Source organism: Klebsiella sp. WP4-W18-ESBL-05 (genome assembly GCF_014169075.1).
Taxonomy (GTDB): domain Bacteria; phylum Pseudomonadota; class Gammaproteobacteria; order Enterobacterales; family Enterobacteriaceae; genus Kluyvera; species Kluyvera ascorbata_B.
Genome location: NZ_AP022057.1, coordinates 1,123,690 through 1,141,377, shown reverse-complemented (window position 1 = coordinate 1,141,377; position 17,688 = coordinate 1,123,690). Strand labels below are relative to the sequence as shown.

The 17,688-nt window shown below is 56.9% G+C and carries 16 protein-coding genes; 4 read left to right on the top strand and 12 right to left on the bottom strand.

What is annotated here, in order from left to right; translation table 11 throughout:
* Positions 1-51 precede the first annotated feature (51 nt).
* The 4 genes from proY to phoB all read right to left on the bottom strand — a co-directional run bounded on the left by proY (position 52) and on the right by phoB (position 5,280).
* Positions 52-1,404 carry a proline-specific permease ProY gene (gene proY / locus H7R58_RS05455; RefSeq protein WP_106928197.1) on the bottom strand — a complete coding sequence of 451 codons (1,353 nt, stop codon included), beginning with the start codon at positions 1,402-1,404 and terminating at the stop codon, positions 52-54.
* Between the two features lie 139 nt (positions 1,405-1,543).
* Positions 1,544-2,863, bottom strand: a complete 1,320-nt coding sequence (gene brnQ / locus H7R58_RS05450; protein WP_106928066.1) for a branched-chain amino acid transporter carrier protein BrnQ — start codon at positions 2,861-2,863, stop codon at positions 1,544-1,546.
* A gap of 410 nt (positions 2,864-3,273) precedes the next feature.
* A complete protein-coding gene (phoR, locus tag H7R58_RS05445) occupies positions 3,274-4,569 on the bottom strand; it encodes a phosphate regulon sensor histidine kinase PhoR (RefSeq protein WP_106928068.1) in 1,296 nt (431 codons plus the stop codon).
* A gap of 21 nt (positions 4,570-4,590) precedes the next feature.
* Positions 4,591-5,280 carry a phosphate response regulator transcription factor PhoB gene (phoB, locus tag H7R58_RS05440; protein ID WP_182929401.1) on the bottom strand — a complete coding sequence of 230 codons (690 nt, stop codon included), beginning with the start codon at positions 5,278-5,280 and terminating at the stop codon, positions 4,591-4,593.
* A 191-nt stretch (positions 5,281-5,471) separates the two neighbouring features.
* Between phoB and sbcD the strand changes: the two genes are divergently transcribed.
* Complete coding sequence (gene sbcD / locus H7R58_RS05435; RefSeq protein WP_182929402.1) at positions 5,472-6,674, top strand: exonuclease subunit SbcD; 1,203 nt, start codon at positions 5,472-5,474, stop codon at positions 6,672-6,674.
* Positions 6,671-9,811: an exonuclease subunit SbcC gene (gene sbcC / locus H7R58_RS05430; RefSeq protein WP_182929403.1), complete on the top strand. Its 3,141-nt coding sequence runs from the start codon at positions 6,671-6,673 to the stop codon at positions 9,809-9,811. Before sbcD ends, sbcC begins: the two co-directional genes overlap by 4 nt.
* A gap of 104 nt (positions 9,812-9,915) precedes the next feature.
* Here sbcC and mak read toward each other — a convergent pair whose 3' ends face one another.
* On the bottom strand, positions 9,916-10,818 hold the full coding sequence (gene mak, locus H7R58_RS05425) for a fructokinase (protein WP_106928076.1): 903 nt from the start codon (positions 10,816-10,818) through the stop codon (positions 9,916-9,918).
* 87 nt (positions 10,819-10,905) lie between these two features.
* On the opposite strand from mak, the gene rdgC reads away from it, so the two are divergent.
* Entirely contained in the window at positions 10,906-11,817 is a 912-nt protein-coding gene (gene rdgC, locus H7R58_RS05420; RefSeq protein WP_182934668.1) for a recombination-associated protein RdgC, read from the top strand.
* Between the two features lie 42 nt (positions 11,818-11,859).
* On the opposite strand, the gene ppnP is transcribed toward rdgC, so the two are convergent.
* The 4 genes from ppnP to H7R58_RS05400 all read right to left on the bottom strand — a co-directional run bounded on the left by ppnP (position 11,860) and on the right by H7R58_RS05400 (position 14,432).
* Positions 11,860-12,144 carry a pyrimidine/purine nucleoside phosphorylase gene (ppnP, locus tag H7R58_RS05415; RefSeq protein ID WP_106928080.1) on the bottom strand — a complete coding sequence of 95 codons (285 nt, stop codon included), beginning with the start codon at positions 12,142-12,144 and terminating at the stop codon, positions 11,860-11,862.
* A gap of 78 nt (positions 12,145-12,222) precedes the next feature.
* Positions 12,223-12,900 (bottom strand): AroM family protein, encoded by a 678-nt coding sequence (locus H7R58_RS05410; protein WP_106928082.1) that lies wholly within the window; start codon positions 12,898-12,900, stop codon positions 12,223-12,225.
* 282 nt (positions 12,901-13,182) lie between these two features.
* Entirely contained in the window at positions 13,183-13,707 is a 525-nt protein-coding gene (aroL, locus tag H7R58_RS05405; protein WP_106928084.1) for a shikimate kinase AroL, read from the bottom strand.
* A gap of 272 nt (positions 13,708-13,979) precedes the next feature.
* Entirely contained in the window at positions 13,980-14,432 is a 453-nt protein-coding gene (locus tag H7R58_RS05400) for a YaiI/YqxD family protein (RefSeq protein WP_064547826.1), read from the bottom strand.
* Between the two features lie 158 nt (positions 14,433-14,590).
* Between H7R58_RS05400 and proC the strand changes: the two genes are divergently transcribed.
* Positions 14,591-15,400 carry a pyrroline-5-carboxylate reductase gene (gene proC, locus H7R58_RS05395; protein ID WP_106928199.1) on the top strand — a complete coding sequence of 270 codons (810 nt, stop codon included), beginning with the start codon at positions 14,591-14,593 and terminating at the stop codon, positions 15,398-15,400.
* A 55-nt stretch (positions 15,401-15,455) separates the two neighbouring features.
* Here the strand turns inward: proC and H7R58_RS05390 are convergent, their stop codons facing one another.
* From H7R58_RS05390 to H7R58_RS05380, 3 genes are all read right to left on the bottom strand, one after another.
* Positions 15,456-15,791 (bottom strand): PsiF family protein, encoded by a 336-nt coding sequence (locus tag H7R58_RS05390; RefSeq protein WP_106928086.1) that lies wholly within the window; start codon positions 15,789-15,791, stop codon positions 15,456-15,458.
* Between the two features lie 98 nt (positions 15,792-15,889).
* Positions 15,890-17,299 (bottom strand): alkaline phosphatase, encoded by a 1,410-nt coding sequence (gene phoA / locus H7R58_RS05385; protein ID WP_182934667.1) that lies wholly within the window; start codon positions 17,297-17,299, stop codon positions 15,890-15,892.
* A gap of 96 nt (positions 17,300-17,395) precedes the next feature.
* Complete coding sequence (locus tag H7R58_RS05380; protein ID WP_182934666.1) at positions 17,396-17,659, bottom strand: sigma-S stabilization anti-adapter protein IraP; 264 nt, start codon at positions 17,657-17,659, stop codon at positions 17,396-17,398.
* Positions 17,660-17,688: the final 29 nt, after the last annotated feature.

Genomic DNA, 17,688 nt, shown 5'->3' with positions numbered 1-17,688 from the left:
GGCCATAAAAAACCCGGCGCGAGGCCGGGTTTATCAACGCTATCTTAACGATTAGCGACGGCGGCGAGTTTTAAACACCCATCCCACCAGCAGCAGCAGAATCCATGCAAACCCGACGTACAGCGAGATGCGGGTATCCGGATGGTAGCCAATCAGGCCGATGATGAACACCAGGAATACCAGCCCGATAACGGTGGTCGTCACGCCGCCAGGCACTTTGAACTTCAGCGCCTTCACTTCGTCAGCCGACAGACGGCGACGGAACGCCACCTGCGACAGCAGGATCATAATCCACACCCAAACGGTGGCGAAGGTGGCCAGTGAGGCAATGACCAGGAAGACGTTCTCCGGCATGATGTAGTTCAGATACACCGCGAACAGCAGCGCGATAGTCATCACCATTACCGTGACCCATGGAATGCCGCGGCGCGAGGTTTTCGCAAACACCTTCGGTGCGCTGCCCTGCTCGGCCATGCCGTGCAGCATACGGCCGACGCCGAACACATCAGAGTTAATCGCCGACAGCGACGCCGTCAGTACCACAAAGTTGAGGATGCTGGCCGCAAAGGTGATGCCCATATGCTGGAAGGTCAGTACGAACGGACTACCGTCGGTGCCCACCTGGTTCCACGGGTAAATAGACATAATCACAAACAGCGTGCCCACGTAGAACACCAGAATACGCATCGGCACGGAGTTGATCGCCCGCGGGATGGATTTTTCCGGGTCTTTTGCTTCACCGGCGGTGATACCGATGATTTCAATACCGCCGTAGGCAAACATCACCATTTGTAGCGACATCACCATGCCGAGCCAGCCGTTGCTAAAGAAGCCGCCGTTGCTCCACAGGTTATGAATCCCCGTGGGCTGCCCGCCGTTGCCGATACCCCAGATGATGATACCGAAGCCCGCCACGATCATGATGATAATGGTGGCCACTTTGAAGAAAGAGAACCAGAACTCCAGCTCGCCGAACACCTTCACGCTCATCAGGTTGATGGCGCAGATAATCAGCACCACGCTGAGTACCCATATCCAGTGCGGCACCGCCGGGAACCAGACGCCCATATAGATGCCGAACGCGGTCACGTCGGCAATGGCGACAATCAGGATCTCAAAGCAGTAGGTCCAGCCGGTGATATAGCCCGCCAGCGGCCCGAGGTTTTCCTGCGCGTAGCGAGAGAACGAGCTGGCGGCGGGGTTATGCACCGACATCTCGCCCAGCGCACGCATAATAATATAAGCAGCAACGCCGCCGATAATATAGGCCAGCAGAACGCTTGGCCCGGCCATCTTGATGGCGTCGGCGGAGCCATAAAACAGCCCCGTACCAATTGCCGATCCGAGGGCCATAAAGCGAATGTGACGGGTGCTTAGCCCGCGCTTCAGCTTGTTGTTTTCCATCGTTTCCAGTGCCATGTCATACCCATCATCTCCGCGCTGGCGGCATGCCGCAGCACGAACGACTTAGGTGAAAGTACCCAAAATAAAAAACCACGGAACATCACGTTCCGTGGTTAAGACACCGCCTTTGCGACGCGGGTTAGTGCGCGCTTGATGTCACCTGACGACCCGCCGTACGGTCCCAGACAATAGCCAGAACCGCCATGACAACCGTCGGCATCAGCCAAGCCAGACCCTGCTCTGCCAGCGGCAGACGGGCAGTCCATCCTGGCAGTACGTCTGCAAACGCAGAAGCTTTAATACCGTCAAGGATACCAAAAACAAGGCTGATAAACATCGGGGGTGCAATAACGCGGCCCGAATTATGCCACCAATTGCGGGTAAAGCTGAGCACGACAAGTGCGATACACGGCGGATAGATAGCCGTCAGTACCGGAATAGAGATCTGAATCAGGTGGCTCAGGCCCAGGTTCGATACGGCCATCGAGAACAGGCCAAGAATAAACACCAGCGTACGATACGAGAACGGCAGGTACTGCGCAAAGAACTCAGCGCAGGCACAGGTCAGGCCAACCGCCGTCACCAGACAGGCGATGAAGATCAGCGCCGCCAGCAGGAAGCTCCCCGCGCCACCAAAGGTGTGCTGTACGTAGGCATGCAGAATTGCCGCACCGTTGGCATTTTGATCGACCAGCGTCGCGCTGTCGGAGCCCAGACGGAACAGCGCCAGATACAGCAGCGTCAGGCCGACGCCCGCCATCAGGCCAGCCCAGATGGTGTAGCGGGTCAGCAGACGCGCTTCCGTAACGCCGCGAGAACGCGCCGCATTAACAATCACGATACCAAACACCATCGCGCCCAGCGTATCCATGGTCAGGTAGCCGTTCACAAAGCCGTTTGAGAACGGTGCTGTTTCATAGGCTTCCAGCGCGTGGCTGATCGGGCCAGCAGGCCAGATAATCGCCGCAACGGCGAGCACAATCAGCGCAACAATTTTCAGCGGAGCCAGGAAGTTGCCGACGGTATCCAGCAGCTTGCCCGGATACAGCGACACCAGAATCACCAGCGCAAAATAGATAACGCTGTAGATAAACAGAGGCAGTTCGCCGCTGCCGGTTAACGGCGCAATACCCACTTCAAAGGAGACGGTCGCGGTACGCGGCGTCGCAAACAGCGGGCCCACCGCCAGATAACAAACCGTTGCCAGCAGAACGCCTGCAACCTTGCCGATTGGCGTACTCAGGCTATCAACGCCGCCGCCCACTTTCGCCAGCGCGACCACGGTCAGCACCGGAAGACCAACGGCAGTAATCAGGAAGCCAATCGCGGCGACCCAAACGTGAGGACCGGCCTGCAGGCCAACCATAGGAGGGAAAATGATGTTACCTGCGCCAACAAACAACGCAAAGGTCATAAAGCCCAGAGCGATGATGTCACGCGATTTTAATTGATGGGTCATATGTAACTACTGCCTGTGGATGTGGTGTTGTAAAACAAAATTTGTCTCACCGGAACCTGCGGAATGATACAGAGGAAACCGGCGATAAACTCAGCGGGATATGCTCCCTTCGCGGCGTAGAGAAGAATAGTTTTTTGATTTACCGCGAATACACAGTCCGTTAGGGACCGTATGGGGGCCAATTTAAACGCTTATAACGTTTTAAAGCAACACGGGATCGCAAAACCAGATGATTATATTGATACTCAATCAATAACCAGATTGATTAACTGGTATTAAGAAAAACATCCGGCTAATCATGCGAACAAAAAACAACCAGACGTTCGTTAATCGTCCAGCGAATTGTTGACTGCAAAGCAAACAGACCAGCCGAAGCTGGTCTGTGGAAAGCTATGCTGACAGGCGGGCGATTAGCCGTTATTTTTGGCAATTAAACGTTCCGGCAGTAGAAAACTAAATCGCGACCCTTTCCCCATTTCGCTGGCGATCTCCAGCCGGCTATCGTGATGACTGACCGCATGTTTGACGATAGCCAGCCCCAGCCCGCTACCGCCGGTCTGCCGTGAACGCGCCTTATCCACGCGATAAAAGCGCTCGGTGAGCCTCGGCAGGTGTTCCGGTGCAATGCCCGGCCCGTTATCCTCGACGCTAAACAGCGCGCCGTGCGGCGCGTGCTGCCAGCGTACCGTAATCAGCGTGCCTTCGGGCGTATGGTTAACGGCGTTATAGACCAGGTTCGACATAGCGCTACGCAGCTGCTCTTCGTTGCCCAGCACCTTCAGCGTCTCATCAATCTCAAAATGGAAAGAATGCTTATGCTGGCTGAGCGTTTGCGCCTCGCGCTCCACCACTCTCAGCATCATTGGCACGTCGATTTTTTCGTTCAGCGCCAGCGTCGGCGAGGCCTCAATCTTCGACAGCGTCAACAGCTGGCGCACCAGCCCCTCCATACGCTGGGTCTGCTCGCGCATAGTGTGCAACGCTTTCTCGCGCACGTTACCTTCCAGCACCTGCTCCTGCATCATTTCCAGATAGCCTTGCAGTACGGTGAGCGGCGTGCGTAGCTCATGGCTGACGTTGGCAAAGAAATTACGCCGCGCCCCTTCCAGCTGATGCATCTGAGTGACGTCGCGCGCCACCATCAGCAGCTGGCGATCGGTATACGGCATCACGCGGATTTCCAGATGACGCCCGTTATTCAGCACCAGGTGCAGCGGCTTAAGGAACTCGCGTTTTTTGAGGTGTTGGGTAAATTCGGGGTAGCGCAGCAGGTTGAGGATGTTTTGCCCGCTATCATCGGGCCAGCGAAGACCCAGCAGCTGCTGGGCAAGGCCATTACACCAGAAAATGGCTCCCTCTTCGGTGGTTAACACCACCGCATCCGGCAGCGACTCGGCGCCGCTGCGGAAACGTTTGATCAAATTTCCCAGCTCGCGGCGGCGCTTTTTATTACGCAGCTGCATCTGGTTCAGTCCATACAACAGCGGTTCCCAACTGCCGCGCCCCGGCGGCGGGGTCATACTTCTATCGACCCACAGCCACCAGGAAAGGCGCAGTAAATTCCAGAAATGCCACACCAGCAGCCCGGTCACTGCCGCCAGCAAAAACCACGGCAGATAACCAAAAATCAGTCCCAGTATCACGGCCGGGAGACAGCACAACAGCAGCTCCAGGGCCAGCCTTTTCCATGACAGCCGTTCCAGCACGCGTCACACTCCTGTCAAAAATTAGAAACGGGCGGAAAAACGGTAGCCCGTGCCGCGAACGGTTTGCACCATGCGGTCATGACCGCTGTGTTCAAGCGCCTTGCGCAGGCGGCGAATATGCACATCAACGGTACGATCTTCAACGTACACGTTGGTTCCCCACACGTGGTTCAGCAGTTGTTCGCGGCTGTAGACGCGCTCGGGGTGAGTCATAAAGAAATGCAGCAGCTTAAATTCGGTGGGGCCCATATCCAGTGGGCTTTCGCCGGTCATCACCCGGTGAGAGGTCGGATCCAGGCTCAGGCCCTGCATCTCGATCACCTCTTCCACGGCCATCGGCGAAATACGCCGCATCACCGCTTTAATACGCGCCACCAGCTCCTTCGGCGAGAACGGTTTGGTGATATAATCGTCGGCGCCCGTTTCCAGACCGCGTACCCGATCTTCCTCTTCACCGCGGGCGGTGAGCATCACCACCGGAATGTCACGCGTTAACGCTTCGCGTTTGATATGCTTGATAAATTGCAGTCCCGAACCGCCCGGTAACATCCAATCGAGCAGGATAAGATCTGGCCAGGGTTCATTCAGTTTGCTGACTGCGCTATCGTAATCTTCGGCTTCTACCGGCTGAAAACCGTTTTGTTCCAGCACGAAACAGACCATCTCGCGAATTGGCGCTTCATCTTCAACGACCAGAATACGTCTTGCCATTATTTGCCCTGTTTTTAGACATCAGTATTATATACGACGTCATTATGCGTCAGATTTATGACAGTTTTATGATAAACATGACCGTTCGATGATCGCGCTTAACCGTTTATGACACGGCCACAACGCGCGCATCGACCCCAGCGTAGGTGAATGTTTATAATCAACTTTACGTCACTTCTCACGGAATCGCTATGCGCATTATCCATACCTCGGACTGGCACCTTGGCCAGAACTTCTACAGCAAGAGCCGCGCGGCCGAGCACGACGCCTTTCTGCACTGGCTGTTGACCACCGCCGAGGCGGAACGCGTAGATGCGATTATCGTCGCTGGCGATATCTTCGATACCGGTTCGCCGCCGAGCTACGCCCGCGAGCTGTATAACCGCTTCGTGGTAAATCTGCAGCAAACCGGCTGCCATCTGGTGGTGCTGGCCGGCAATCATGACTCGGTGGCCACGCTCAACGAATCGCGCGATATTTTGTCCTTCCTCAATACCACGGTCATTGCCAGCGCCGGGCATGTGCCGTTTATTTTAAACCAGCGCGACGGCACGCCCGGCGCGGTATTCTGCCCGGTACCGTTCCTGCGCCCACGTGACATCATCACCAGCCAGGCCGGGCTATCGGGCAACGAAAAAGTGCGTCAGGTGCTTGAAAGCATTACTGAATACTACCAGCAGCAGTACCAGCAGGCCTGCGCGCTGCGCGGCGACCGCCCGCTGCCGATTATCGCCAGCGGCCACCTGACTACCGTCGGGGCGAGTAAGAGCGACGCGGTACGCGATATCTATATTGGCACGCTGGACGCTTTTCCGGCGCAAAACTTCCCTCCGGCCGATTACATCGCGCTGGGGCACATTCACCGGGCGCAAAAAATCGGCGGCAGCGAGCACATTCGCTACAGCGGTTCGCCCCTCCCCTTGAGCTTTGACGAAACCGGCAAGACCAAAAGCGTCAATCTGGTCACGTTTGCCGACGGCAGCCTTAGCGACGTCACGCCGCTCACCGTGCCGGTCACCCAGGCGCTGTCGGTCATTAAGGGGGACTTCAACCAAATCAGCGACCAGCTGGCCGCCTGGCGCGACGCGCCGTCGGAGCCCACCACGTGGCTCGATATTGAAATCACCAGCGATGAGTATCTGCACGATATTCAACGCAAAATTCAAGCCATCGCCGATGACCTGCCGGTTGAGGTGCTGCTGGTGCGCCGCAGTCACGAGCAGCGCCAGCGCATTCTGGAAAGCCAGACGCGCGAAACGCTGAGCGAGCTGAGCATTGACGAAGTCTTCCATCGCCGCCTGGCGCTGGAAACGCTGGAGGACGCGCAGCAGCAGCGCCTGCAAACGCTGTTTAACGAAACGCTGCAAAGCCTTGGCGAGGAGCAACAGCCATGAAAATTCTCAGCCTGCGCCTGAAAAACCTTAACTCGCTCAAGGGCGAGTGGAAAATCGACTTTACCAAAGAACCGTTTGCCAGCAACGGTCTGTTCGCCATTACCGGCCCGACCGGCGCTGGCAAAACCACCCTACTCGACGCTATCTGCCTGGCGCTGTATCACGAGACGCCGCGCCTGAATACCGTCTCACAGTCGCAAAACGATCTGATGACCCGCGATACCGCCGAATGTCTGGCGGAAGTGGAGTTTGAAGTCCAGGGCGTAGCCTATCGCGCCTTCTGGAGTCAAAACCGCGCGCGCAATCAGCCGGACGGCAATTTACAGGCCCCGCGCGTGGAGCTGGCGCGCTGCGCCGACGGACAGATTCTGGCTGATAAGGTCAAAGATAAGCTCGAAATGACCGCGTCGCTGAGCGGGCTGGACTACGGGCGCTTTACCCGCTCGATGCTGCTGTCTCAGGGGCAATTTGCCGCTTTTCTCAACGCCAAACCGAAAGAGCGTGCCGAGCTGCTGGAGGAGCTGACCGGTACCGAGATTTACGGCCAGATTTCCGCGCAGGTGTTTGAAAAACACAAACAGGCGCGCAACGAGCTCGACAAACGCCAGGCGCAGGCCAGCGGCGTCGTCCTGCTGGCCGAGGAGCAGCGGCACGCGCTGGAACAACGTTTGCAGGCGCTTACTTGCGATGAACAGCAGTGGCAACAGCAGCAGGCAACCGCCGTACAGCATCAGCAGTGGCTGGCGCGGCATGGTGAACTTGAGCAAGATGCGCAGAAAACCCAGCTTGCGCTTAACGAAGCTCAGCAGGCGCTGACCGCCGCACAACCACAGCTTGCCGCGCTCAGCCGCGCACAACCCGCTGAAGCGCTGCGCCCGCGCTGGACGCAGGTCCAGGAGCAGGCGGCCACAGTAGCCCGAACCCGCGCCCAGGTACTGGAAGTAAATACTCGCTTACAGGATACCCGCACCCTGCGCGATCGTATTCGCCACGGTGCTGAACGCCAGAGCGCCGCGCTGACGCAGGCCTCTCAGCAGCAGCAGCAGTGGCTACAGGCACATGCCTCTATTCAGCGTTGGCAGGGCGAACTGACCGGCTGGCGCGGGGCATTCGCCCTGCAGGCGCGGGAACGCGAACAGCGGAAAGCACTGGCGCAGCGTCGGCAAGCGCTGGAAACACAGTTGGCCCAGTTGCCACCTTCCAGCCTCACGCTCAGCCAGGAAGAGGTGGCCGCGCAAATCGCCGAACACGCGGCCGCACGCCCGTTGCGCCAGCAGCTCAGCGCCCTGCACGCGCGGTTTATTCCGCTGCAGGCCCGCCGCAGGCAGTTAACGGATGCCCGGGAGCAGAGCCAGCAGCAGTTGACAAACATTACCGCCGCGCTCACCCAGCGACGTCAGGCGTATAAAGAGAAAAAACAGCAACTTGCCGACGTAAAAGCAATCTGCGATCTGGAAGCAACCATCGTCAAGCTGGAAGCCGAACGCGCGCGTCTGCAGCCGGATGCGCCGTGCCCGCTGTGCGGTTCGACTCACCATCCGGCGCTAGCCGAATACCAGGCGTTGACGCCCGATGCTAACCGCGCACGCCGCGATGCGCTGGAAAAAGAGGTCTCCCGGCTGGCTGAAGACGGTGCCGCGCTGCGCGGGCAGCAGGAGACGCTGCAAAAGCAGCAGCAAAAGGATGATGAGGAGTTAATCTCCCTTTCTCAGCAGGAGCAAGTACTTACATCACAATGGCAGGAAACCCAGCAACGCCTGCGTATCAACCTGCAGCCCAGCGACGATATCAGCGGCTGGCTGGCGGCGCAGGACGACGCCGAACAGCAGCGCTATCTGCACAGCCAACGTCTGACGCTAGAGCAGCAAATTCGCGAATTAGACCAGCAACAAACACAGCTGCGCGAGGAGCAAGAACAGCGGGCCGCAGCGCTCACCCAGGCGCTGGCCGCTTTCGATCTGGCGCGACCAGACGTGGATGAAGAGAACGGCTGGCTGGCAGCCCGTGAAGCAGAAGTCGCCCAGTGGCAGCAACAGCAGGCGCAGAGCCAGGAAACCCAACAGCGGCTGGCGCAGATCCAGCCGCTGCTGGAAACGCTGCCGCCCGCCCAAAACGCCGACGATGGGCAGCAAACACCGCTTGATGGCTGGCAGCAGGTGCATCATGACTGCGTGTCGCTGGAAAGTCAGTGGCTCACGCTCCAGCAGCAGGAAACGCGGGAAAGCCAGCGCCTGCAGGAGGCCGAACGGGCCTTTGAACAGCAGCTCGCCGCATCGCACTTCACCGATCGCCAGGCATTTCTCGATGCGCTGCTGGACGCCGACGAGCGCCTGCGGCTGGAACAGCTTAAACAGACGCTGGAAACCCAGCATCAGCAACGACAGACGCTCGCCGCTCAGGTGCAGGAGGCTCTGCAACACCATCTGACTCTGCGTCCGGAGACGCTGCCGACGACGCTAACGCTTGCCGACGTACAGACGCAGCTTGAGCAACTGGCGCGGCAGCTGCGGGAAAACAGCGAACATCAGGGTGAACTGCGCCAGCAGCTCAAGCAGGACGAAGTTAACCGCCAGCAGCAGCAGTCGCTGCTGGCCGAAATCGAGAAAGCCAACGCTGAACTGGAAGACTGGGCGCATCTGAATACGCTCATCGGCTCCAAAGAGGGTGACAAGTTCCGTAAATTCGCCCAGGGGCTGACCCTGGATAATCTGGTGTGGCTCGCCAATGAGCAGCTCAGCCGCCTGCACGGCCGCTATCTGCTGCAGCGAAAAGCCAGCGATGCGCTGGAGCTGGAAGTGGTTGATACCTGGCAAGCGGACGCGGTGCGCGATACCCGCACGTTGTCTGGCGGCGAAAGCTTCCTCGTCAGCCTGGCGCTGGCGCTGGCGCTCTCGGATCTGGTCAGCCATAAAACCCGCATCGATTCGCTGTTCCTCGATGAAGGCTTCGGGACGCTGGACAGCGAGACCCTCGACACCGCCCTCGACGCGCTGGATGCGCTCAACGCCAGCGGCAAAATCATCGGCGTCATCAGCCACGTTGAAGCGATGAAAGAGCGCATTCCGGTGCAGATTAAGGTGAAAAAAATCAACGAATTGGGATATAGCCGATTGGATAAAGCGTTTGCGGTTGAGTAAACCCTCCACCTAATGCAGGCCCGATAAGCGTAGCGCCATCGGGCATTCCGGTGCACATTGCCGGATGGCGGCTACGCCTTATCCGGCCTACAGAAAATACCAACTCACGCCGGCCACAGCCACGCCGCCCCACGCACCCCGCTGGAGTCTCCATGTAACGCCTTGCGAATCGGCGTTTCACACTCCCCGCCAAATACCCACTCTTTCACCAATTCGGGCACCGTCTGGTAAAGCCGCTCAACGTTACTCATCCCGCCACCCAGCACAATCACGTCCGGGTCGAGAATATTCACCACGTGGGCCAGCGATTTAGCTAGCCGTTGCTCGTAGCGACTTAAAGCCAGCTCCGCCAGCGCATCACCCTCATCGACCAGCCGCATAATTTCGCCGCCTTTCAATGGGTTGCCACTCAACCGCTGGTAGTCGGTCGCAAAACCCGTACCAGAGATAAACGTCTCAATACAGCCCTGCTTACCGCAATAGCACGGTACCTCCGCGCGATAGTGCAGCTCGTCTTCGTCCATCCACGGCAGCGGGTTGTGCCCCCATTCGCCCGCGGTCCCGTTACCGCCGATGTGTGCACGTCCCCCCATCGCCACCCCTGCGCCGCAGCCGGTGCCAATAATGACCGCAAACACCGTCTGCGCCCCCGCAGCCGCGCCGTCCACCGCCTCAGAAACCGCCAGACAATTGGCATCGTTCGCCAGCCGCACCTCACGGTTCAGGCGCTGGCTCAAATCTTTATCAAACGGCTGACCGTTAAGCCAGGTGGAATTGGCGTTTTTTACCACGCCCGTATAGGGTGAAATGGAGCCGGGAATACCCACGCCGACCGTCCCGGTTTGCCCGGTCGCCTCCTCAGCAAGAGCAACCAGATGCGCAATGTTCTCAATGGTTTGCTGGTAGTCACGCGGCGTCGGCAGACGGTGACGATAGCGCTGCTCTCCACGCTCGCTCAGCGCGATAACTTCCGTTTTCGTTCCACCCAGATCGATACCAATTCGCATTCATCACTCCTGTTTAAAACAATGCAAGGCCAGAGACAATTCGTTATGATTGCACGCTGATTTAACGATAACACCGTGGAAATTATCATGCTGTGGTTCAAAAATTTAATGGTTTATCGTCTCAGCCGCGACATCTCACTGCGTGCGGAAGAGATGGAAAAACAGCTCGCTGAGATGACCTTCACCCCGTGCGGCAGCCAGGACATGGCGAAAACCGGTTGGGTACCGCCGATGGGTTCACACAGCGATGCGCTAACGCACACAGCCAATGGCCAGATCATCATCTGCGCGCGTAAAGAAGAGAAGATCCTGCCCTCTCCGGTGATTAAACAGGCGCTGGAAGCGAAAATCCAGAAGCTGGAAGCCGATCAGGGCCGTAAGCTGAAAAAAACGGAAAAGGATTCCCTGAAGGATGAAGTTCTGCACTCCCTGCTGCCGCGCGCCTTCAGCCGCTTCAGCCAGACGATGATGTGGATCGACACCGTCAATGACCTGATTATGGTCGACTGCGCCAGCGCCAAAAAAGCGGAAGATACGCTCGCGCTGCTGCGTAAAAGCCTCGGTTCACTGCCGGTGGTCCAGCTGACGCTGGAAAACCCGATCGAGCTGACGCTGACCGAATGGGTGCGCTCCGGTTCGGCCGCGCAAAGCTTCCAGATCCTCGATGAAGCAGAATTAAAAGCGATCCTCGAAGACGGCGGCGTGATCCGCGCGAAAAAACAGGATCTGGTCTGCGACGAAATTGCCGTGCATATCGAAGCCGGCAAGCTGGTGACCAAGCTGGCGCTCGACTGGCAGCAGCGTATTCAGTTCGTGATGTGCGACGACGGTTCCATCAAGCGTCTGAAGTTCTGCGATGAACTGCGCGATCAGAACGAAGATATCGACCGGGAAGATTACGCTCAGCGTTTCGATGCCGATTTCATTCTGATGACCGGCGAGCTGGCGGCGTTGATTAAAAGCCTGGTGGAAGGATTAGGCGGCGAAGCGCAGCGTTAATCCAGGCGGTATCCCTTCCTGCCGCAGCAGGAAGGGCACACGTTACAGATAGCGGCACAGATAAGAGGTAGGCTCGGCAACCTGCAGGTTAAACTCGCTGTTGCCCGGCACGTTGAACACTTCCCCGGCGGCGTACACTTTCCATTCGGTTTCACCCGGTAACAGCACGTTCAGCGCGCCGCTGACCACGGTCATTTCTTCCGGCTGTGCGGTACCGAAGGTGTATTCGCCTTCCGCCATCACGCCCACGCTAGCACGCCCGGTGCTGCTGCTGGAAAAACCAATGGATTTCACTTTTCCGTCGAAGTATTCGTTGCTTTGAAGCATAAACAGGCCCTTATTCTCGTGTCGTAAAAAGACCAATATAGGGGGGCGAACAGAAACCTGTCACGCGAAATTCTCTCGTTAACACAATAATTCTGCTGCCAGTCTGGCGACCAGCACATTCGATAATAAAACAGGCACATCCAGCGCTTTTTGTAACAGGTCACGATGGCGCTGATGGTAGCTGAGTGAATCCAGCACCAGCACATCGGCCCCCTGCTCCAGCAGCGAACTGCCGGCGGAGATCAGATGCTGATCGGTATCGCGCATCGGGTTTGCCAGCGCGTAATACGGTGAATTAGGAAGCATCTGCCACTTCTCCTGCTGGGCGTTGAGAATGCCTTCAACAGGCACCAGCACCCCGACCTGATGTCCCTCAACGATAGAGGCGACCAGCGGCGGAATAATACGCTGAGGCTCAAGCAGCATGGCGTTGCGCGCGACCATACTGCGAAGCTTAAACGTATTCAACAGCAAAATGACATCGTAGGACTGGTTATCCAGCACCTCAATAACGGACTGCAGGCTCAGCTCAACCTTCGGGCGGGAAACTTCAATAAACTGGTTATCGCTTAACAACACCAGTAAACGTTCTTCTCCGGGTTCTGGTGCATACTCTTCCATGACAGCGGCACGGCTCATATTACCTAACAGGCTAATGTGGGTGATTTGATCTTCCCTGATGTGCTCGGTCAAAAGCGGCAAAACTTCCCTGACGGGTACAACCCCTATCGTAAGAATCGCCATTGTTGCACTCATGTTATATACCTTCTGCTTTTCTAACAGCTCACTTTACAAATAGCCACCTGGATGGATGCAAAATTCCGCTCAGAAGCGTAGCAGCTGCCGTGAGCGGCGAAATGTAAAGATTCCAGTTATTTCCAGTACTCTCCTGATATGTTTTGATTTTAACTTTTTCATAACATAGAGAATAGATGAAAAATGTGATTTGCGCCCGATATAACCACGAAATAAAAAAGGTTATATCGACAGCGCAATGCACAACATGAGGAAGGTGTGATCGGAAAGCTGAGCGTCTTGTTAGCTCACGGTGGCCAGATGCAGAACATCCAGGATTTGTGTCACCACGCGCTCCGGCGCGGTCGAGGCGTCGACGACGTAGTGTGCGGTTTCCCGATACAGCGCATCGCGCTGGGCCAGAACATCGGCCACCTCTTCGCTGATCGGTTTACCGGTGAGCGTCGGGCGCTGATCGGCTTCAGGAAAGGCTTCCAGACGGCCTGCCAGCACGGGCACCGGCGCATTGAGGTAAATCACCACGCCGCTCTGACGCATAAACTCGCGATTCACTGGCGCGAGGATAATCCCACCGCCGGTGGCAATCACCGTCCCCGGCGCCGTCACGGACATTAAGGTTTCCGTTTCGCGCGCGCGAAAGCCCTGCCAGCCTTCTGCCGCGACGATATCCGCCACGCTCAGACCTGAGCGCTGTTGCAACACCTGGTCGGTATCAACGAATTGGAAATGGCAGGCGCGAGTCAGCGCTTGGCCTATCGTCGTTTTTCCGCAGCCTCGGGCTCCGATAAGAAAAATAGGCTGTGTCATGACCTGGCATTCCCCTTGATGACGCGTAATTGCGGGACGTATGTGTGAAGCGTGAATCATACCACCAAACTAGTACACAAGTAAGTGTAAACTTTAAGTTACAATAACATTCACTCTGAGCGAGCCATTCGCTTTAAGTGCCAATATTGCTCACCGTAAAGCGTAAAAAATATATTCCACAAAGCGTGGCGCTAACAGTACATGAAAGTATCTGGCTTTGACAAGCCGAACGACGCGGCTAACGGTAGCACAATGTGATGACACAAATCCTGTCAGCCTCGTTTCACCGCCAGCAGCCACTTATCCAGCTCGGCGGCAAACTGCTGGCGATCGCGCTGAGAAAGGGCGCTCGGCCCGCCGGTCTGAATGCCGCTGGAACGCATGGTATCCATAAAATCGCGCAGCGTCAGGCGCTCGCGAATGGTGGCGTCGCTGTAGCGCTCACCGCGCGGGTTAAGCGCCGCGCCGCCCTTCTCCAGCACTTCCGCCGCCAGCGGAATATCGGCGGTTATCACCAGGTCGCCAGGCTGACAGAGGCGCACGATCTCATTGTCGGCCACATCGAAGCCTTTTGGCACAACCATGGCGCGGATAAAACGCGACGGCGGGACGCGCAGATATTGATTCGCCACCAGCACCAGCTCAATCTGCGTGCGGTCTGCGGCGCGGTACAGCACTTCTTTAATCACGTTCGGACACGCGTCGGCATCCACCCAAATCGTCATACACACTCCGGTCTACGCGTCGTCTTAAAAGCCGATTATACGTTAAGCACGGCGGAGGACGTAATAAAGTGTAATCCGGGTCACAAAAGTAGATTACCCATCGCCGGGAATGGCCTATAACAGTACACTACAAAAAAACAGACAGAGGGAGAGAGATGATGGACAAGAAAATTGGCTTCATTGGCTGCGGTAATATGGGTAAGGCCATTCTCGGCGGCCTGATTGCCAGCGGGCAGGTGCTTCCTGGGCAGATTTGGGTCTATACCCCCTCCCCGGATAAAGTCGCCGCCCTGCGCGATGAATTCGGCATTAACGCGGCGCAAAGCGCGCAGGACGTGGCACAAATTGCCGATATCGTCTTCGGCGCCGTGAAGCCGGGAATCATGGTAAAAGTGCTGAGCGACATCGCCTCCAGCCTGAACAAAGATTCTTTGGTGGTTTCCATTGCCGCCGGCGTCACCCTCGATCAGCTGGCGCGTGCGCTGGGCCACGACCGAAAAATCGTCCGCGCCATGCCAAACACCCCGTCACTGGTTAACGCCGGTATGACCTCGGTAACGCCGAACGCACTGGTGACGCCGGAAGATATTGCCGACGTGCTGAATATTTTCCGCTGCTTCGGTGAAGCGGAAGAGATTGCCGAACCCATGATCCACCCGGTCGTTGGCGTCAGCGGCTCTGCTCCGGCCTACGTGTTTATGTTTATCGAAGCGATGGCTGATGCCGCAGTGCTCGGCGGTATGCCGCGTGCGCAGGCGTATAAATTTGCCGCACAGGCGGTGATGGGCTCTGCGAAGATGGTGCTGGAAACCGGCAAGCATCCGGGTGAGCTAAAAGACATGGTCTGCTCACCTGGCGGCACCACTATCGAAGCCGTGCGCGTGCTGGAAGAGAAAGGCTTCCGCTCAGCGGTCATCGAAGCGATGGCAAAATGCATGGAAAAATCGGACAAGATGAGCAAGTCCTGAGTGTACTGGCCCGGCAATCGCCGCCGGGCCAGGCTCGCTTGCCATAAAAGTGAATTTATTTATTTTTCAGACAGGTGCTCATAAAGGTTTTACGCTCGTCGCCTTTGAGGGCCTTCTGACCCGCCTGCGCGTTACAATCCTTCATTTTCTGCTGCTGCGGCGTCATCGCTTTACCGCTGGGTGACACCCCTTCACCTTTTAAACAACTGCTCATGTAGGTTTTACGCTCATCGCCCTTCAGGGTTTTGGCCGTCGCCTGTTGATTACAGCTGCTCATGCGCTGCTGCTGCGGCGTCAGGGTTTTCTCCGGCGCGGCGGCGGTCGTTGCCGCAGAGGCCGCGCTGGCCGCAAACAGTCCACACAGTAGGGTAACCAGTATTGTTGTTTTCATTGCACCATCCTTTTGTGAGTAGAACTCTGTAAGTCTGGTCGCTGGCAGGAATTTTACCAGGCCAGCGGCCGAATTTTTGCCGCTGGCCTGGAGGAGGATTACAGCCCCAGGGCCGCTTTCATGGTGTAGTAGAGGTCGGTCTGGTCGGTCAGACCCACCACGTTAGCTGCGTGCGGACCATAGGCCGCAATGCGCAGCTGGGTGCCGGTATGTTCCATCGACTCCTCTTCCGAGTTGCCGTAGCTCATCACCATGACCGAGCCGTCTTTGGTATTCAGCGCCTGCGTCAGGCCTGGCGCTTTGGTTTCCGGCGGAATAATCTGGCTGGCATGCGCGTGGTCGGCGGTCACAATCACCAGCGTGTTGCCGTCTTTTTTAGCAAACGCCAGCGCCTTCTGTACCGCTTCATCCAGATCGACCGTTTCACCAATCTGGCCGCACGGATTCGCTGCATGATCCTGTTTATCAATCGACGCGCCTTCTACCTGCAGGAAGAACCCTTTTTCACTGCTGCTCAGCAGCGAGATGGCCTTATCGGTCATCTGCGCCAGCGTCGGCACGCTGGCGTCGCGTTTCGGATTTGGTGCGCAGGTGACCGCAGGTTTATCGAGGTTGCCGTGGAAGGTGGCCTTCGGCCCTTCCCAGCGTACCGGCATATTACCGTCGGAAAACAGCCCCAGCAGCGGTTTGTCCTGGTTAGCCTGGGTAATTGCTGCCAGCGATGTGGCGTTATCGACCAACTGATAGCCGCGCGCCTCAGCCTGCTCGCGCAGGGTTTTACCCTGCCACTCACCGGCAGTGGCGGATTCAGCGAAAGTTTTTGCGCCGCCGCCCAGCGTCACGTCGGCACGGGCGTTAAGCAGCTGTTCAGTGATAGAGCCTTTGCCGCCTTTTTCCAGCGCATTGGTCGGGCATTTTTCGCTGGTGACGCTGGGACCATAGCACTTACGCGAGGTCACATGAGAAATCAGCGCCGCCGGAGTCGCATCCTGCAATTCGGCGGTAGAGACGTTGCCGGTTGCCAGACCAGCGGCCTTCGCCAGTTCAAGAATAGTCTGGTGATCCTGCTCATGAATATCAACGCCCAGCGCGCCGTTATAGGTCTTCACGCCGGTGCTCCAGGCCGTGGCCGACGCCGCAGAGTCCGTCACGTAGTCCGGCTTACCGGTTTTTTTGTTCAGGGAATAATGCGTGTACTGACCGGTGAGCGGCAGCGCGTCAATACCTTTAAAATAACCGCCCGCGCCTTCGGCATAGTTACGTGCGGCGGTAATTTCAGAATCCCCCATCCCATCGCCAATCAGCAGAATGACATTTTTGGCCTGCTTATTATTTAATGAAGCGCGAATCGCTTCGGTCTGATCGGCAGATAAACGACGCGCGCCGCCAGGCTGGGTAATATCCCCCTGCGCGGCGCGGTTATCGAGAACGGCAGTGGCGGTTTCCGCCTGCGCCGCAGAAAAGCCCAGCAGCGGTAATAATGCGACAGCAATAGCACGGTATTTCACTTGAGATTCTCCATGTACAAATACTTAAAAAAGGAAACACGGAGACTGTAAGAAAAGAGTATGACAGTTTAATGACCACACTTAATAAGCAGGCACCTACCCTTTTTCGGGGGTGCGAAATAACCGTTGTACATGGTTATATAATAATTCGTGATGATGATCGGTGGACGTTTCTGACGGTGCGAGCTTATTCAGCACCACGGCAATGTCGTTATCTAACGCGCCGTCGGGCGTATTCTTCATATGCTGCAATAGCGTGGTTACCACCACTTCCAGCGCATCAACCTGAATACGTAGCGCGTTTGCCTGATCTTCCTTTTCGGCCAGTTTCACCAGCAATTCAGCAATGAAATTTTTCATCGCGCATTTTCCTTGTATGACGGCAATAA

Bases quoted from the DNA above. Each gene is read 5' to 3' on its own strand.
- mak (WP_106928076.1), bottom strand. From the start codon at position 10,818: ATGCGAATTGGTATCGATCTGGGTGGAACGAAAACGGAAGTTATCGCG.
- sbcD (WP_182929402.1), top strand. From the start codon at position 5,472: ATGCGCATTATCCATACCTCGGACTGGCACCTTGGCCAGAACTTCTAC.
- H7R58_RS05380 (WP_182934666.1), bottom strand. From the start codon at position 17,659: ATGAAAAATTTCATTGCTGAATTGCTGGTGAAACTGGCCGAAAAGGAA.
- rdgC (WP_182934668.1), top strand. From the start codon at position 10,906: ATGCTGTGGTTCAAAAATTTAATGGTTTATCGTCTCAGCCGCGACATC.
- H7R58_RS05410 (WP_106928082.1), bottom strand. From the start codon at position 12,900: ATGAGTGCAACAATGGCGATTCTTACGATAGGGGTTGTACCCGTCAGG.
- H7R58_RS05390 (WP_106928086.1), bottom strand. From the start codon at position 15,791: ATGAAAACAACAATACTGGTTACCCTACTGTGTGGACTGTTTGCGGCC.
- phoB (WP_182929401.1), bottom strand. From the start codon at position 5,280: ATGGCAAGACGTATTCTGGTCGTTGAAGATGAAGCGCCAATTCGCGAG.
- proC (WP_106928199.1), top strand. From the start codon at position 14,591: ATGGACAAGAAAATTGGCTTCATTGGCTGCGGTAATATGGGTAAGGCC.
- ppnP (WP_106928080.1), bottom strand. From the start codon at position 12,144: ATGCTTCAAAGCAACGAATACTTCGACGGAAAAGTGAAATCCATTGGT.
- proY (WP_106928197.1), bottom strand. From the start codon at position 1,404: ATGGAAAACAACAAGCTGAAGCGCGGGCTAAGCACCCGTCACATTCGC.
- brnQ (WP_106928066.1), bottom strand. From the start codon at position 2,863: ATGACCCATCAATTAAAATCGCGTGACATCATCGCTCTGGGCTTTATG.
- sbcC (WP_182929403.1), top strand. From the start codon at position 6,671: ATGAAAATTCTCAGCCTGCGCCTGAAAAACCTTAACTCGCTCAAGGGC.
- H7R58_RS05400 (WP_064547826.1), bottom strand. From the start codon at position 14,432: ATGACGATTTGGGTGGATGCCGACGCGTGTCCGAACGTGATTAAAGAA.
- aroL (WP_106928084.1), bottom strand. From the start codon at position 13,707: ATGACACAGCCTATTTTTCTTATCGGAGCCCGAGGCTGCGGAAAAACG.